Origin of the sequence: Thalassospira australica, from assembly GCF_044790785.1 — a bacterium.
In the GTDB taxonomy this organism is placed as follows: Bacteria; Pseudomonadota; Alphaproteobacteria; order Rhodospirillales; family Thalassospiraceae; genus Thalassospira; species Thalassospira australica_A.
The window spans coordinates 44,942-61,771 of record NZ_CP085258.1; the positions used below are offsets into that span (position 1 = coordinate 44,942).

Sequence of the window (16,830 nt, forward strand, 5' to 3'; positions counted from 1 at the left end):
ATACAAAGATATCAGGCTTTAATCAAACGGTGGGAATATGGATCCGATTTCTCTTGCAGCGGGCGCAATTGCGGCATTTGTCGTCGCACTGGTTTTCAGTGTGTTGATGGTCAAACGCACCAAAGAAGCCGCCATGGCCGAGGCAGAGTCGCGAACCGCCCTGCTGGCGGCACAACTGGAGCAGGCCGATAAAACCCGCCGTGAACTGGTATCCGAACTGGCTATTACGCGTGACAGGCTTTCCGAAGAAGCCGAAAAACGCGCCATTGCCGAAACCAGACTTGAAAAAGAACGCGAGGCAACGACGGAAAAGCTCGCGATGCTTGATGATGCACGCACCAAACTGCTCGATAGCTTCAAGGCGCTGTCGTCCGATGCGCTCAAAATCAATAACGACGAGTTCATGAAGCTGGCGCGTGAGAATTTCTCGCGCATGCAGGAAGGGGCCAAAGGCGATCTGGAAAAACGTCAGCAGGCGATCGACGGGCTTGTCAAACCGATCCAGGAACGTTTGCAGGCGTTTGATACCAAGGTCAACGAATTGGAAAACTCGCGCAAGGAAGCCTACGGCGAATTGCGCAATCAGGTTGGCCAGCTGGTCGAATCGCAAACCCGCCTGTCCAAGGAAACCCAGACGTTAAGCTCCGCCCTTCGGTCAAGCTCGTCGGTATCTGGAAAATGGGGCGAATTGCAATTGCGCCGGATCGTAGAACTGGCCGGGATGCTCAAACATTGCGATTTTGAAGAACAGGTGCATTTCAATACTGACGAAGGCGCTCAAAAGCCCGACATGGTCATTCACCTGCCGGGCGGTAAAAACATCGTTGTTGATGCCAAGGCTCCGACATCGGCCTATCTTGAAGCAATCGAAGAAAAGCACGACGAGATTCGCCGCGAGGCCCTGATGGGCACCTACGTCACGAATGTGCGCAAGGTGATTTCGGATCTCTCTAAGAAATCCTACTGGAAGTCGGTCGATTCCCCGGAATTTGTTGTCCTGTTCCTGCCCGGTGAAAGCTTCTTCTCCGCCGCCCTTGAACGCGATCCCCGTTTGATCGAAGACAGCTTCCGCGACGGTGTGATCTTGGCAACCCCCACCACATTGTTGGGGCTTCTCAAGGCGGTGGCCTATGGCTGGCGTCAGGAAGCTTTGGCCGAAAATGCCCGCGATATCAGCGAAATCGGTCAACAGCTTTTTGAACGCCTTGGTACACTTGCCAAAAACTTTTCCTCGATGGGCAAGTCACTTGAAAGCACGGTCAAGAACTACAACAAGACCCTTGGTACCCTTGAAGGTACGGTTCTGGTTTCGGCCCGCAAGCTCAAGGAAAAACATATCGTTGCCGATGATCGCGTGGTCGAGGAACCGCCACATGCCGAAACCCATGTACGCGAAATCACCAAGATGGAATTGCTGGGCAGTCCTTCGACCGATGTTGTGTCTGATGATGCCGGTGAAACCGCTGATGATGGCGATCAAGCACCCCATACCGGCACTGATCATGGGTGAATTGCGTGCAGTCATGGGGCAGTTTGCTTGACTAACCTGTGCCGAGACCTTATCTCGGAGCGCTGATTTCGCTATAATGCGATGAACGCATAGATTTCCAAACCCGGACAGAAGACACATGGCCCTGCGCGACATTCTCATTATTCCCGACCCCCGCCTCAAGCAGGAATGCGAAGAGGTGGCCGAGGTGAATGACGAAATCCGTGAATTGCTCGATGACATGCTTGAAACCATGTATGCGGCACCGGGTATCGGCCTTGCTGCACCCCAGATCGGCGTGATGAAACGTCTGGTCGTCATGGATGTGTCTGATGACAAGGAAAAGCCCCAGCCGCTGAAACTCGTGAACCCGGAAATCATCTGGGAGTCCGAGGATACATCGGTCTATCAGGAAGGCTGTCTGTCGATCCCGGAACAATATGCCGATGTCGAACGCCCGGCCGAAGTCGGGTTGCGCTATCTCGATGAAAACGGCAAGGAGCACGAGATCGAGGCTGATGGCCTGCTGGCAACCTGCATCCAGCACGAACTTGACCACCTTGATGGCATCCTGTTCACCGATTATCTCAGTGCGCTTAAGCGCAACATGATCCTGAAAAAGGTGCAGAAGCTGCAAAAGACGAAAAAGTCTGCCTGATCAGAAACGCATCGAAGAATTCAGGGGCCGGATTTTCTGGCCCTTTTGTTTTAGTGTTTTGATAAATCTGACGCTTGGTTGTGCAGGCTTGGCTTGTCATTTGGCCAAGATAACGCCAAATTGCCGCCAACCAGCCGATTGATGACGATAGGACGTGACCGATGACCAAGCTGCGCATTGCCTTTATGGGAACCCCGGATTTCGCGCTTGTGGCGTTAAAGGAACTGGTCGCAGCCGGTCATGATGTTGTCTGCGTCTATTCACAGCCGCCCCGTCCGGCCGGACGCGGGCAAAAGGAAACGCCAACTCCTGTTCATGCGTGGGCGCTCGAACAGGGGATAGAGGTTCGCACACCTGTTTCCCTGAAATCCGATGATCAGAAACAGGCCTTTGCCGACCTTGATCTTGATGTTGCGGTGGTCGCGGCCTATGGCCTGATCCTGCCAAAGGCGATCTTGGATGCGCCGAAATATGGCTGCCTGAACATTCACGCATCCCTTTTGCCGCGCTGGCGTGGTGCTGCCCCGATCCAGCGGGCCATTCTGGCGGGCGATGACAAAACGGGGGTCACCATCATGCAGATGGATGTCGGGCTGGATACCGGCGATATGTTGCTGGTTGGTGAAATTCCGATCACGTCCGAAACCTATGCCAATGCACTGCATGACGGCCTGGCCGAACTGGGTGGCAAAATGATTGTCGAGGCGCTTGAAAAGCTTCCGCTTGGCGGATTGCGCGCAATCAAACAGCCCGAAGACGGCGTGACCTATGCCGCCAAGCTTGAGAAATCCGAAGCACAGCTTGATTTCACCGACGATGCCGCCGCACTAGAACGCAAAATCCGTGCGTTTACGCCTTGGCCGGGGGCTTATTTCGAATTCGGGAAGGAACGTATCAAGATACAGGCCGCCATCGTTACCGACCAGACCGGTCCGGCGGGCACCATCCTTGACGATAATCTGACGATTGCGTGCGGCACCGGTGCTCTGCGCCCGACCCGCATTCAACGGCCTGGCAAGGCAGTTATGGATACCGATGCGGTGTTACGCGGCTATGACAAGCTTGCCAAGGGTCTCGTTTTACAGGGCTAAGTACATGGAAATGGCATTCGACATTCGCAAAGCCACCAACCGGGACGGCGATCAAATCGCAATCCTGATTGATGCGGTCTTCGCCGATTACCCCGGTTGCATCTTTGATCGTGGGAGCGAGTTCCCGGAACTTGATGCCATTGCCGACGATTTCTCGGGCGATCATGGTTGCATCTGGGTGGTCGAGGGCGCTCGGGGTATTTTGGGTTGTCTTGGCCTCAAATATGATCCGGTCCAAAAACAGGCCGAATTGCACAAGGTATATCTGGATCGCAAAACCCGCGGGCAGGGGATCGCCCAGCGGATGTTGCAAACCGCCCTTGACTGGTTGGCGCAAACCCATCCGGACTGCGTTGATCTTGTGTTATGGACCGACACCCGGTTCACTGCGGGCCACCGCTTTTATGAAAAGTGCGGGTTCGCGCGAACCGGCGGAACCCGTACTCTTGATGATCTTAGCGCTTCGTCCGAATACCAGTTTGCTGCCCGTCCGGGCGATGTCCGGTTTCGGATTCGTTGACCGGTTCTGCGCTTAGCTTTGCTGCCCGGTTACCGGGGCTGCGATGGCCTTGGTCTCGGTAACGGCGTCGGGTTTGCGGACGGAGCGAGCATCGCGCAGGCCCAGTTCCCATGGCGGGATCGGGGTGAATTTTTCGGCCAGAAAGTCCACAAAGGCACGAACCTTTGGCGACAGGTGACGTTTATGCGGATACACCGCCGAAATCCACGCCAGATCGTGAACATATTCTGTCAGAACCGGTGTCAGTCGACCCGCGCGTATGTCTTCATGCACCAGATATTCGGCCAGGCGCGCCATACCAAGCCCGGCCACCACGGCCTCGTGCAGGGCATCACCGTCATTGGCGGAAAAGCTGCCCTGTGCGCGGAATGATACGTGACCGTCGGGTGTATCGAAATGCCAGTCGTTAAAGCTTTCGCGCGATGACAGGTGCAGACAGTCGTGGTTTTCAAGTTCCTGCGGCTTGCGCGGGATACCGTTTTTTTCCAGATATTCCGGCGATGCGACGATCATGCGGCGATTGACCGCATATTTGCGCGCAATCAGCGACGAGTCTTCAAGTGCCGACAGGCGAATCGCCAGATCATAGCCATCGTTGACCAGATCGGTGAATTTGTCGTCGAGCGTCAATTCAATGCGTACATCGGGATACCGCGCCAGAAATTCCGGGATCAGCGGCACGACCTGATATTTGGTAAAGGCCACCGATGCGTTGATGCGAAGGGTGCCGCGCGGGGCGGCGTAAAGCTGGGTGACGACTTCTTCGGCTTCTTCGATCTCGTTTAGGATCGTGCGGGCGCGTTCGTAAAAGGCGCGACCTTCCTCAGTCAGACTAAGCTGGCGGGTGGTGCGCATCAAAAGTCGCGCGCCAAGTCTGTCTTCAAGGCGCGAAATGTATTTTGAAACCGCTGAAGGCGACAGACGCATGGTCCGTGCGGCAGCCGAAAAGCTGCCTTCTTCAACGGCATGGACAAAGATTTCCATTTCTGCGGCGCGATCCATCGGCGATATTTCCTATTTATGACGCATGTTCACAAGTAATGTGCATATTGAGGCAATTCTCATCTGCCGTAAAGGAAATTAGATTGGCTTCATCGAACGCGACATGTTGTCGCACCGAACCAAATCTGAAGGAGGTCTGCCATGACCACTTATGCTGACATCGCCAAGCTGAATATCAAAACCAGCGAGATTGAAGCTGGCGTGCGCAAAGGCCAACAGCTCCGCGCTGAATATATCGGCAGCCTGTTCCGCAGCCTGTTCAAAGGCTCTGACAAGTCCGCCGATATCAAGCATCCGGCTGGTACCGTTGGCGGTGCTGCCTAACTGACGACCTCGCGGTCGAGCGACGTTTGATTTTCCTCCCCAAACGGCGCTCCCGCGATGGCCTACCGCGTTTTTCTAGCGTCTTCCTCCCTAGACGACGCTGTTTTCCCGACTGGCCCGGGCTCTTTTGAGCTCCGGGCCATTTTTTTGTCTCATCGTCGATTTCCGACTTTGAAATCCCCCTGGCCTTATTCACCGGCTTGGCGGGCGATACCGGGCGGGATATAGAAGCCCGGTCGTTCCGACATCCAGGACAGCACTGAAACCACAGCCATTGCAACGATGGTGATCCAAAGCGTCGTGCCGATATCGATATTGGCGGCAAACATCCAGCCGTAAATCGCAGGCCCAATCGCCGATGCCAGAACCATCACCGCGGTCAATGTGCTGCGGACCGCGCCGATTTCATCAAGCGGCACCAGTTCCGGGATGATCGCGGTACGAAGTGTGGTGGCAAAGCCGGTGGTAACGCCGAGCATCCCCATATAGACAGGGATCATCACCGGGTTTTCGGCAAGCGCCAGCAGAACAACTGCGCCGATGGCCGGGATCAGATGATAGGGAAACAGTTTGCGCGCGGTATGGCTGTCAATCAGTGGCCCGCTGCCAAATGCTCCGATCACCGATGTGATGGCAAATACCGTGAAGCCTGCGGCAAACCACGCAAGGTCGATGCTCTTGCTGGCTGCAATCGATCCCTGATGGAAAAACAGGGCGGTCATCACCAGCGGCGGGGCGGCCAGCATCGGCATGCAGAACCAGATATAGCGTGACCGAAACAGTCGTGGATGGCTGCTGGTGGTGGGCGACTCGTCCAGCTCCCCATTCCTGTTGGTAGCGGTGGCTTTTTTGTTTTCAGTCTTTGTCGATTTTCCCGGTGCTTCGCGGAATTTTGCGTTGTCGCGGATGAGCAGGATGGCGATTGGCATCAGGATAATCAGGACAAAAACACCGGCCCCGGCATAGGTCATCCGCCAGCCAAAAACCGCGATCAGGGCCAGCAAGGTGACCGGCATAATCGCCTCGGCGGCCGGAAAGCCGAAGCTTGCAATCGCCAGTGCCCGGCCGCGGCTGCGGTCAAAATAGCGCGCGATACCAGTCATGCTGACATGGGTCATCAGGCCCTGACCTGCCAGACGCAGAATGAACAGAGCCCCGATCAGCATCCAGATCGATTGGGCGGACGCGATGATAAAACAGCCGATCGCCAGCAAGATCATGGTCGCGAGGCTGTATCGCAGGATATCGATCCGGTCGATCAGCCGCCCGATAAACGGCAGGCACAGCGCGCTGCCAATTGTGATCCCGGCATAGATATTGGCAAATTCCGTTTCATTGATCGCAAGACTGGCACCGATGAACGGAACAAACAGGGCGACCAGAAAAGTCTGACCAAAGGAGGAGCCGAAGCTGTGAAGCGCGCCAAAGGCAAGCGGGCGCGGTGCCTGTCGCAAAAGAGTAAGGAATTGCATGGGGTTCAATCAATAGTATGAGGAATTATTTCCTCGCGATTTTATCGATCCGGGCGATTTGCGTCTACTGCCCGCATGCATAGGTATTCTGTACGCGCATAATGTGAAAAAGCACCCGCAAGAACATGCCTTGCGGGTGCTTTTTATAGCAAATAAACCGGTTTTTCCGGTCAAATCAGGCGGCGACTTGCGCTGCCGGGTCGTCCGAATTGCGACCTTTCCACCAGTTCAGGCCAAGGATCGCCAGAATAACCACCGTGCCGGCAATTTCAGCTCGAAGATCGGGATAAAAAATACCGATGGTCGCCGGAACGATCAGGATGCGGGATACCAGATCGATTTTGGCAAACATGAACCCTTCGAGGGCTGCGGCAAAGGCCGCCAGCGACAGGATCGCGGTGAAACCGGTCCAGAGCACCAGCGGCAGCGGACCGCCGGTGATGATTTCCGGATTGAACACCATAAAGGCCGGGATCAGATACAGGCCCTTGGCAAATTTCCACGCCTGCATACTGGTTGCCATTGGACTGGCCCCGGCAATCGCGGCCCCGGCAAAGCCGGCCAGCGCAATGGGCGGCGTCACGTTACTGTCCTGGGAATACCAGAACACCACCAGATGGGCGATCAGCAGCGGAATGCCGAACTCGTTCGACAATGCCGGGCCGACCAGAACGATCAGAACGATATAGGATGCTGTCACCGGCAGACCCATACCGAGGATCAGGCTGGCGAGAAGCACCAGAACCAGAGCCAGAACGATATTGCCACCGGAAAACGCGATCATCATCGACGAGAATTTCAGCCCCAGTCCGGTCAGGCCGACAACACCGACGATAATCCCGGCAACCGCACAGGCCATGCTGACCGCAACTGCGTTCTTTGCACCGAGTTCAAGGGCAGCGATTGTAATCCTGACACCATTGGCAAGGGCAGCCTTGAGGCGGTCATGGCTGACCTTTTCACCGTTCTGCGGCGCGACATAGAAGAACCAGATCGCGTAACGCAGGGTGGCAACCGCAAGGACCGAAATAATCGCCCAGAAACCGACACGCATCGGGGAAATGCTCAGCACCAGAAGGTAAATCAGAACACCAAGCGGCAGGATGAACTGCCAGCCTTCCTTGAGCACCTGTTTCCAGTCGGGCAGTTCTGAAACCGGCATGCCGCGCATACCGTTTTTCAGCGCGACAATATGGACAAACAGATAAACCGTACCGAGATAGAGGATCGCCGGGAAGATCGAAATCATGACGATTTCGAGATATGGTACCTGCGTATATTCGGAAATCAGGAACGCCCCGGCACCCATCAGCGGCGGGGTGATCTGCCCGCCGGTCGAGGCCGCGGCTTCAATGCCGCCTGCCTGTGCCGGACGATAGCCAAGCCGCTTCATCAGCGGAATGGTAAAGGCACCGGTGGTGACAACGTTGGCAATTGCCGAGCCGCTGATCGAACCCATACCGGCAGACGCCAAAACAGCCGCTTTGGCCGGGCCGCCCGATTTACGACCGGTTGCGGCATAGGCCATGTCGATAAAGAATTTGCCTGCTCCGGTGACTTCAAGAAATGCCCCAAACAGCACGAACATGAAGATATAGGTCGCGGCAACCCCCATCGGCAGGCCGTAAATGCCTTCCTGGCCGAGATAAAGTTGACCGACAAGACGATCAATGCTCGCACCACGGTGACTGAGAATGCCGGGCAGCCATTCACCAAGCCACGGTAATGAGCCGCGCGGACCCGAAAGGGCATAAATGATTGCAATAATGCCGATGATCGTCATGCCAAGGCCGACAGCCCGGCGGCTGGCTTCAAGCACGGTGATTGTGGCTATGATGCCAATGATCAGGTCGGTATTGGTCCAGAAACCGGCACGGTTGACGATGTCATCAAGGAAGAAAGACAGATAGAATCCGGTCACAAATGCACCGGCCAGAAAAGCCAGATCGATGGCCCATCCAAACGCACCGCGCTTGCGGTTCGCGCCGAAAGCCGGGAACATCAAAAAGGCCAGAAACATCACAAAGGCCAGATGGATCGAGCGCTGGTAAAACAGGCCAAGCGGTTCGATCCCCGCTGCGTACATCTGGAACAGCGAGAGCGCTACTGCGACCACGGTGATCAGCCCGAGAACAAATTTGGGCTGGGCAACTGTGTCCTGCATGGACGGGAGAGGTGCCGGTTCAGTCATCAATTAAAATCCTTAATCCCCGGTATCAAGCCGTATGGTGACACGGGTATGCTCGGCCATTTTCGACAGATTGATCTCGTCACTTTTGGTGACAATACGATGATTGACCGCCAGACTGCCAACCCGGAGGTAATAGGCATTTCCCGGAACGGGTTCATCGATATCTTCAATCCAGTAACCGCCGTTTTCCGCGCTGGTCAGTTTGCCGCGACCTGGATAATGGCCCAGACCGGCGGCAAAATCGGGCTGGTAGGAACGATGCAGAACCATCTTGCCGTGATCGTCGATATAGCAATCGATCACGCCATCACCGGTTACCGAATGGTTCCAGTAAAGGCACCATCCCCCCTGACGGGGAATGCCGGTTTCAGCCAGAATACGACCATCCGACCCGACAATTTCGAGGCGATCGGTTTTTTGGGCGCTTTCTTTGGGGGCTTCACCGGCATGACCGGCGGGCACCCATGCAAGGAAGAAAAAGGCGGCCAGAACCGGCCGCCCCCATTCGGTTGCGATCATGGACGCAGATGGTCCAGGAACGGTGCGCCGGCTTCTTCGTAGTAACGAAGCGCGCCCGGATGCATCGCGATCGGGGTTGACCCGACCGAGAAATCAACCGTGGTGTCGTTTGCCGCCGGGTGAATGGCGATCAGTTCATCGACCTTTTCAAACAGGGTCTTGGTGATCTGATAAGCCAGTTCTTCGTCCATTTCGGCGCTGGCGATCAGAACGTTCGGGGTCGATATCGTCAGAACCGGTGCTTCGACACCTTCATAGATGCCCTTGCGCAGCGAATAGGCTGCAAAGGTCGGCTCTGCTTCGATGGCAGCAGCGACTTCTTCCTCGGTCAGCGCGATAAGTTTGATATCGCGCGTGGTTGCAAGGTTGAGGATCGAACTGGTGGGCGGGCCGACGCTCCAGAAGCCTGCATCGATATCGCCGTCACGGATCGCATCGGCGGTTTCGTTGAAGTTCAGGCGCTGTTCTTCGATGTCGTCATAGGTGATGCCGTTGGCTTCGAGCAGGGTCTGGGCCGAAACTTCGGTGCCCGAACCCGGTGCGCCAACAGAAACGCGTTTGCCTTTAAGGTCGGCAAGGCTGGTGATACCGCTGTCGGCCAGGGTTACGAGCTGCACAGCGTTCGGATAGATCGACGCCAGGGCACGCACATTGTCGAGTTTACGGCCTTCGAACTGGCCAATGCCATTGTAGCCGGCATAGACCGTATCGGCGAGTGCGATGGCGATGTCGCTGTCGCCACGCGAAACAAGGCCCATATTTTCGACAGACGCGCCGGTGACTTCGGCAACGGCGTCATAGCCATCAACATATTTGCCGATCAGTTCGGCAAGACCGCCACCATACGGATAATAAACGCCACCGGTACCACCGGTCGCAATGGAAAGCTGGGTCTGGGCGAATGCCGGTGCGCTGAACATCATCAGCGCTGCTGCTGCAGAAAGCAGATTCCGCAATTTCATTGGTAGTCCTCCCTAGGATCAATGTTCACTGCATTGATAACATCAGAAACGGTCAATAAAGGAATATTGGCGGTTATCTTTTGATATCTCCTCAGTTGTTGGTCGTCTTGTTATCTAACTAATCGGTGTTGTTCGGGCATTTAACAGAAAGTCGGGGATGATAAGATGTATCCGATCAGGTCGCAGAAAACGGCATGCGCAAAAGCCTTGTGAAACGGTTCACAAGGGGATGTCAGAAACCCGAAAAATTGCGAGCACGATACGAGCCGATTGATCGAACTCCGGACAGACCAGAGGGTCGATCATGTTTCATGCGTTGAAGGCATGACTTTTCGGACATTGGTTATCCTCCCTAACGAGTATTTCTTGTTGTTTTGACCTTTTGATTGGCAAATGCCATGCCAGGCCCGGCCATTATTTTTATGCTTATATATCAATCGGATATAAGATTCTGTTTGGCGGTGTCGGCAATAAATTGCCGATAAGGGATCAGTCGCTCGGCGAAATCTTGCCGATCTTCGTGCCCGGCGACGATCCTAACACTTTATGGCTACGCGATAAATCGTCGCGATATGGTCGCTATTCAAGGGTATCGCGGCGAATGTTCAGCTTCTTCATTTTTTCGTTCAGGGTTCGGCGGGGGATATCAAGTTCATCCATCACCGGTTTGATATTGCCGTCATGACGGATCAGGGCATCGCGGATGATGTGCTGTTCGAAATGACGGAGCTGTTCGGCCAGCGACCCGGCCTTGTCGGAGGGCGCCGATGCATTGTTGCCGATGCCGGTATTAAAAAGCCGTGCCCAACGATCATCGGGGCTTCCGGTCAGCAGTACATAACGTTCGGCCAGATTTTTGAGTTCGCGGACATTGCCCGACCATTCGTGACCAAGCAAATTTCCCCACAGAGTGGCAGGCGGTTTTTCATAGGGGCGGTCGAAATTCTCGGCCGCCCGTTCGGCGAAAATATCGAACAACAGGGGCAGATCGTCCTTGCGTTGGCGAAGCGGAGCGATTTGCAATTCGAACGTGTTGATCCGGAATAAAAGATCTTCGCGGAACTGTTTTTCGGCGACTGCGGATGGCAGGTCTTCGTTGGTGGCACAGATCAGGCGGAAATTGACCTTTACCGGAGTGTTGGAGCCAAGCCGCACGACTTCGCGCTGTTCGATCACGCGCAGAAGCTTGGCCTGCAGGGCCAGCGGCATGCTTGAAATTTCATCCAGGAACAAGGTGCCGTTATCGGCATGTTCGATCCAGCCGACCCGGCGGCTGGCTGCGCCGGTAAACGCGCCCTTTTCATGACCGAACAGTTCGCTTTCGGCCGTGCTTTCGGGGATGGCAGCACAATTGACGGCAACAAACCGCCGATCACTGCGGGTACTAAGATCATGGATGGCGCGCGCAACAAGTTCCTTGCCGGTACCGGTTTCGCCCGAAACGAGAACGGGAACCTCGGTCGGAGCAATGTTGGCAATCTCGGCCTTTAGGGCGCGCATGGATTGGCTGTTGCCAATCAGGCGGCTGTCAAGCGTGCCCTGCCGGGTGATTTGTGCGCGGAGTGTGCGGTTTTCGATGACAAGCTTGCGCTTCTCGATGGCGCGTTGCAGGTTTTCCAGAATTTCGGTCGGTTCGAACGGTTTTTCAACGAAATCATAAGCACCGGTTTTCATTGCCTCGACGGCCATCGGAACGTCGCCATGCCCGGTCATCAGGATGACGGGGATGTCGCGGTCGATTTTCAGGATGGATTTGGTAAAGGCGATGCCATCAAGTTTTGGCATTTTGACATCGGTCAGAATGACCCCGGCAAAGTCGGGCGTGATGTTTTCAAGGGCGGAAACCGCATCGGCATGAACGTCAACGACATATCCGGACAGATCAAGCCATTGGGACAGGGAAACGCGCAGGGCTGCCTCGTCATCGACGATGATCACATGGGGCAATCGCGGATTTGCGGTTGCGACATTTTTGTCATTGGTTGAGTCCGGCATTACTTCTGCGTCCCCCGCATCAGTGGCAATTGTATTTCAAAGCAGGCTCCGCCGCGTGCACGGTTATAGGCCCGGATATTGCCGCCAAAGTCACGGACAATCCCGTAGGTGACCGACAGGCCAAGCCCGACCCCCTGCCCCGGATCCTTGGTGGTAAAGAACGGATCGAACAGCAATCCCAGGCTTTCCTCGCCGATACCGGGGCCGGTATCGGATATTCGAATGGTTGCCTGATCCTTTGAACCGGAAAGTTCGATGACAACCCGTTTTTCTGCTGTGCCATCGGTGGCGTCGAGGCCATTCATCGCATCAAGCGCATTGCGGATGATATTGACGAAAACCTGTTCGATGCGGACAAGATCGGCATGGACAATCAGTTCGCCGTCACATTCCTTTTGTTCCAGAACACAGCCTTCGTTGTGAAGCTGGGATGACAGCAATTGTATCACGTTATCAAGGGCGGCCCGGATATTGACGGGTTCGAGAACGCCTGTCGATTTGCGCGAAAAGGTTTTAAGTTGGCCGGTAATCGCACCCATGCGTTCGGTCAGGGCGGCAATTTGTTCGATATTGGGGCCGAGATTTTCCGGCTTGCCGCGTTCAAGCATCAGTTTGGCGCTGGCGCAGAAAGTCCGGATGGCCGCTATCGGCTGATTGATTTCGTGCGCGATGGCTGCCGACATCTGGCCCAGAGCGGCAAGTTTTCCGGCCTGAACCAGTTCGTCCTGTGTGCCGCGCAACTCGGCCTCGGTCTTGCGGCGTTCGCCAATTTCCTGTTCAAGCCGGGTATTAAGGGCCTGAATGCGGGCGAATTCCATGGATTTGCGCTGGGATGCCAGTTTGAGTTCACGTTCGCGCAGGAACAGGACAATCAGAATGATCAGACCCGACCCGATGATGGCGATCAGCATGACACTGGTGCGTCTTTCAGCGACATAATCCATCGGGGTCAGGTAAAACAGATTCCATTCGCTGCCGCTAATCGGTTTGATATCAAACAGAAAGCGTTCATTACCGATTTCAAGCAGGCCATCCTCACCGGACGGGTTTTCATCCATGTTCAACGGCAAAAGTTCCTGTCCGGAATATTGGCGGTTGCGCGAAATCCGATCACGTTCGGGTTCGGTCAGCGGGCGAATGGTGCGATATTTCCAGTTGCCGCGACTGGTCAACATGATCACCCCGTCGGCATCGGAAACGAAAACCGTTTCCCCGCCGTCCTGCCAGTTCCGTTCAAGTTCATCGAGTTCAAGTTTGACCGCGACAACACCGACAATCTCGTTGTCACGTGAAATCGGATGGGAAATAAAAAGTCCGGATCGGCCGGTTGTTACCCCGATGCCATAGAAAAAGCCTTCACCACCGGCAAAAGCTTCGGTGAAATAGGGGCGGAAACTGTAATCCTGTCCGACAAAGCTGTCGGCGGTTCCCCAGTTGCTGGCAGAAACTGTGTTACCGGTTTTGTCCATGACATAAAGGGCGGCGGCCCCGGACCGGTCATTGACCTTTTGCAAATACTGATTGGCGATATCCGCGCTGCCATTGCCGGTAACGACATTGACGATTTCATGGTTTCGCGCCACGACATAGGGCAGATAACGATAGCGGTCGACGGCAGCGCGCAGCGTACTCTCATACAAGGCCAGACGGGCCTGGGCTGTTTGCTGCAACTGGCTGATGGCAAGGTTTCCGGTCGAATTGACGGCAAGCCAGACGACCAGACCGGCAATCACAATCCCTGCCAGACTCAATGACGCGCGGCTATAGGTACTTAGCCAATAGAACAATCCTGCCTCCCGCGCGTTAATGGGTCCCTGCCCTATTTGTTGCCGACTGTTTCGGGCGCATTGTTTCGGGTGACCGGTCCGGTAATGGGGACTCCGGTTTCCCGTTCCGGCGCACGATAGTTATGTAGCTTGGGGGCAGGGAGTCAATAAAGACGCATTTGGATACCGTTATTGCGTGTTACTTTCTGCATGACGGAACGGCTGAAAACCGTGACGCGGTTTCTGTCGTACATGAACAAAGCCTCAAATATGCCTCAAGTGGTTATTTTTTCGCCACAATGGGGTGTATTTTGTTAGGCTGTTTCAAATTTTAATCTGTCCAACTGACGAGGTTCAGGTGAGTAAGATCGCACTTGTTGATGACGACCGTAATATCCTGACATCGGTTTCGATGGCGCTTGAAGAAGAAGGCTATGAGGTCCAGACATATTCCGACGGGTCCGAAGCGCTGCATGCGCTGACCAAGGAAGAGCCCGATCTTGCCGTGCTCGATATCAAGATGCCGCGCATGGATGGTCTGGAACTGCTGACACATCTGCGCAAAAAGTCCCAGATGCCGGTCATTTTTCTGACGTCCAAGGATGACGAGGTCGATGAACTGACCGGTTTGCGCCTTGGCGCAGATGACTATATCAAAAAGCCGTTCTCGCAGCGTTTGCTGATCGAACGTATCCGTACCCTTTTACGCCGTGCCGAAATCATGCGGGCAGGCGGTGTCCGCCCAAGCGGTTCGGAAGACGTCATTCAGCGGGGCGATCTGGTGCTGGACCCGTCGCGCCACATGTGCAGCTGGAAGGGGCAGCATGTGAACCTGACAGTGACGGAATTCCTGTTGATACAGGCGCTGGCAAAACATCCGGGCCATGTTAAAAACCGCGACCAGTTGATTGATGCGGCATATGGTGAACATATCTATGTTGATGACCGTACGATCGACAGCCATATCAAACGTCTGCGCAAGAAATTCCGTGAAACCGACAAGGAATTCAAAGAAATCGAAACCCTGTATGGTGTCGGTTACCGTTACCGCGACACTGCCACAGTCGCGAGCTGAAACCCAGATTATAGTCTTGTCGCAGTGCCGGGCCGGTTGGTCCGGCCTGAATTGCGGGTCTGAATGAGCGAATTACCTGCCTCGGCCGAACAGCATTCCGCACCACAGCATGAAATCCGTGCTGCACGGATAGAGGAACGTCACGGGCTTTTTTCCCCGTTAACCTGGCGCATTCTGGCGGTGAATGCGCTGGCGCTTTTTGTGCTGGTTGCGGGGATACTTTATCTTGGCCGTTACAAGCAGGAACTGATCCATTCCGAACTTGAAGCCATGGCTGTACAGGCGGAAATGTATGCTGCCGCCCTGTCAACCTCTGCCGTCGGACAGAGCGATGATGCTACCAACCGGGTGAAGCTTGAAGTTGCGCGCGAAATGGTGCGTCGTCTTGTTGGAATTACCGGCGCACGTGCGCGACTGTTCGGGGCCAATGGCGAACTGATCGCAGACAGCCGGAATGTCCGGACATTTGGCAGCGGCGCGGTCCAGGCCGAAGAACTTCCCGTACCGGGTGAAGACGACCAGTTTGCCGAAATTATGCGCAAGCTGACCGAAGGGGTGCTGTCGATCTTTGAAGGCGAGCAACCGCTTCCGCTTTATGTCGATCCGCCGGTTGCCAGTGCCAACGATTATCCTGAAGTGCGAGCCGCCCTTGCAGGGTATTCGCGTGGTGTGGTCCGGGTGGATACGGAAGGCGGGCGTGTGCTTTCGGTTTCGGTGCCGGTACAGCGCTTCAAGCAGGTTCTGGCATCGATCATGCTGACCAAAAATGGCGATGCGATCGAAAAAGCCCTGCATGCGGTGCGGCTTGATATCCTGAAAATCTTTGTTTTTGCATTTGGCATCACGGTTTTGCTGTCGATTTATCTGGCCGGGGTGATTACGCGCCCGTTAAACCGGTTGGCGCGTGCGGCCGAACGGGTCCGGCGTAGCAAGAACCGTCAGTTTACCATTCCCGATCTTTCGGATCGTCGCGATGAAATCGGCGATCTGTCGACGACGCTCCGCGATATGACCGAAACGCTTTGGGATCGCATGGATGCAATTGAACGTTTTGCCGCCGATGTTGCACATGAAATCAAAAATCCGCTGACCTCGCTTCGCAGTGCGGTGGAAACCGCAACCCGCCTTAAAGATCCGGAACGCCAGCGCCGTCTGATGGAAATCATTGCCGAAGATGTGCAGCGTCTTGATCGACTGATCAGTGATATTTCCGATTATTCGCGTATGGATGCGGAATTGTCGCGCGCCGAGACCGAGGAGGTCGACCTGCGCGTATTGCTGCAAACTCTGTGCGAGCTATACAATGCCGATGCGGCGGGGCCGCCGGTCAAGGCGTCAGTGCCCGAAAACCTGATTGTTCCGGCGCTTGAAAGCCGGTTGGTGCAGGTATTCCGAAACCTGATTTCGAATGCGATTACCTTTACCCCCGAAGGCGGGACCGTACGTGTGCGTGCGTGGCGCGACAAGGACGAGGCGGTGGTGACGGTCGAGGATGACGGGCCTGGCATTCCGCCGGGTAAGGAAGAAGCGATTTTCGACCGTTTCTATACCGAACGTCCATCCGGTGAAAAGTTCGGCCAGCATTCCGGTTTGGGGCTTTCGATTTCCAAACGGATTGCATCGGCGCATAACGGGGATCTGACTGCATCGAACCGAGTCCTTGATGGCGAGGTCAAGGGGGCGGTCTTTACCTTGCGTCTGCCGCTTGAAGAAGGCGCGTAATGCCGTCAGGTCGTGGTATTTTCTATCCGTGAGGATAGAGCGGG

General features: G+C 55.2%; 14 protein-coding genes. 7 read left to right on the forward strand and 7 right to left on the reverse strand.

Features of this window, described 5'->3' with window-relative positions:
- Positions 1-37: 37 nt before the first annotated feature.
- The 4 genes from rmuC (at position 38) to LG297_RS00210 (ending at position 3,758) form a co-directional block, all read left to right on the forward strand.
- Positions 38-1,510, forward strand: coding sequence for a DNA recombination protein RmuC (rmuC, locus tag LG297_RS00195; RefSeq protein ID WP_404423959.1), 1,473 nt, complete (start codon positions 38-40; stop codon positions 1,508-1,510).
- Between the two features lie 118 nt (positions 1,511-1,628).
- Positions 1,629-2,147 carry a peptide deformylase gene (gene def, locus LG297_RS00200; protein WP_404423961.1) on the forward strand — a complete coding sequence of 173 codons (519 nt, stop codon included), beginning with the start codon at positions 1,629-1,631 and terminating at the stop codon, positions 2,145-2,147.
- A gap of 161 nt (positions 2,148-2,308) precedes the next feature.
- Positions 2,309-3,238 (forward strand): methionyl-tRNA formyltransferase, encoded by a 930-nt coding sequence (fmt, locus tag LG297_RS00205; protein ID WP_404423963.1) that lies wholly within the window; start codon positions 2,309-2,311, stop codon positions 3,236-3,238.
- 4 nt (positions 3,239-3,242) lie between these two features.
- Complete coding sequence (locus tag LG297_RS00210; protein WP_404423965.1) at positions 3,243-3,758, forward strand: GNAT family N-acetyltransferase; 516 nt, start codon at positions 3,243-3,245, stop codon at positions 3,756-3,758.
- A 12-nt stretch (positions 3,759-3,770) separates the two neighbouring features.
- On the opposite strand, the gene LG297_RS00215 is transcribed toward LG297_RS00210, so the two are convergent.
- The gene (locus tag LG297_RS00215; RefSeq protein WP_404423967.1) at positions 3,771-4,760 is read right to left on the reverse strand and encodes a LysR family transcriptional regulator; all 990 of its coding nucleotides are present in this window, start codon (positions 4,758-4,760) and stop codon (positions 3,771-3,773) included.
- A gap of 141 nt (positions 4,761-4,901) precedes the next feature.
- Here LG297_RS00215 and LG297_RS00220 point away from each other — a divergent pair, with 141 nt between their 5' ends.
- Positions 4,902-5,084, forward strand: a complete 183-nt coding sequence (locus LG297_RS00220) for a hypothetical protein (RefSeq protein WP_404423969.1) — start codon at positions 4,902-4,904, stop codon at positions 5,082-5,084.
- A 188-nt stretch (positions 5,085-5,272) separates the two neighbouring features.
- On the opposite strand, the gene LG297_RS00225 is transcribed toward LG297_RS00220, so the two are convergent.
- The 6 genes from LG297_RS00225 to LG297_RS00250 all read right to left on the reverse strand — a co-directional run bounded on the left by LG297_RS00225 (position 5,273) and on the right by LG297_RS00250 (position 14,010).
- Entirely contained in the window at positions 5,273-6,556 is a 1,284-nt protein-coding gene (locus tag LG297_RS00225; protein ID WP_404423971.1) for an MFS transporter, read from the reverse strand.
- Positions 6,557-6,731: 175 nt separating this feature from the next.
- On the reverse strand, positions 6,732-8,747 hold the full coding sequence (locus LG297_RS00230; protein WP_404423973.1) for a TRAP transporter permease: 2,016 nt from the start codon (positions 8,745-8,747) through the stop codon (positions 6,732-6,734).
- 12 nt (positions 8,748-8,759) lie between these two features.
- Positions 8,760-9,266: a DUF1850 domain-containing protein gene (locus LG297_RS00235; protein ID WP_404423975.1), complete on the reverse strand. Its 507-nt coding sequence runs from the start codon at positions 9,264-9,266 to the stop codon at positions 8,760-8,762.
- The gene (locus tag LG297_RS00240) at positions 9,263-10,228 is read right to left on the reverse strand and encodes a TAXI family TRAP transporter solute-binding subunit (RefSeq protein WP_404423977.1); all 966 of its coding nucleotides are present in this window, start codon (positions 10,226-10,228) and stop codon (positions 9,263-9,265) included. Before LG297_RS00240 ends, LG297_RS00235 begins: the two co-directional genes overlap by 4 nt.
- Positions 10,229-10,807: 579 nt before the next feature.
- Positions 10,808-12,223 carry a sigma-54-dependent transcriptional regulator gene (locus LG297_RS00245; protein ID WP_404423979.1) on the reverse strand — a complete coding sequence of 472 codons (1,416 nt, stop codon included), beginning with the start codon at positions 12,221-12,223 and terminating at the stop codon, positions 10,808-10,810.
- Positions 12,223-14,010 (reverse strand): cache domain-containing protein, encoded by a 1,788-nt coding sequence (locus LG297_RS00250; RefSeq protein ID WP_404423981.1) that lies wholly within the window; start codon positions 14,008-14,010, stop codon positions 12,223-12,225. The genes LG297_RS00245 and LG297_RS00250 overlap by 1 nt, the downstream gene beginning before the upstream one ends.
- 337 nt (positions 14,011-14,347) lie before the next feature.
- On the opposite strand from LG297_RS00250, the gene LG297_RS00255 reads away from it, so the two are divergent.
- Together LG297_RS00255 and LG297_RS00260 are read left to right on the forward strand one after the other, a co-directional pair.
- Positions 14,348-15,064, forward strand: coding sequence for a response regulator transcription factor (locus LG297_RS00255; protein WP_404423983.1), 717 nt, complete (start codon positions 14,348-14,350; stop codon positions 15,062-15,064).
- A gap of 63 nt (positions 15,065-15,127) precedes the next feature.
- Entirely contained in the window at positions 15,128-16,786 is a 1,659-nt protein-coding gene (locus LG297_RS00260; RefSeq protein WP_404423985.1) for a stimulus-sensing domain-containing protein, read from the forward strand.
- Positions 16,787-16,830 lie beyond the last annotated feature (44 nt).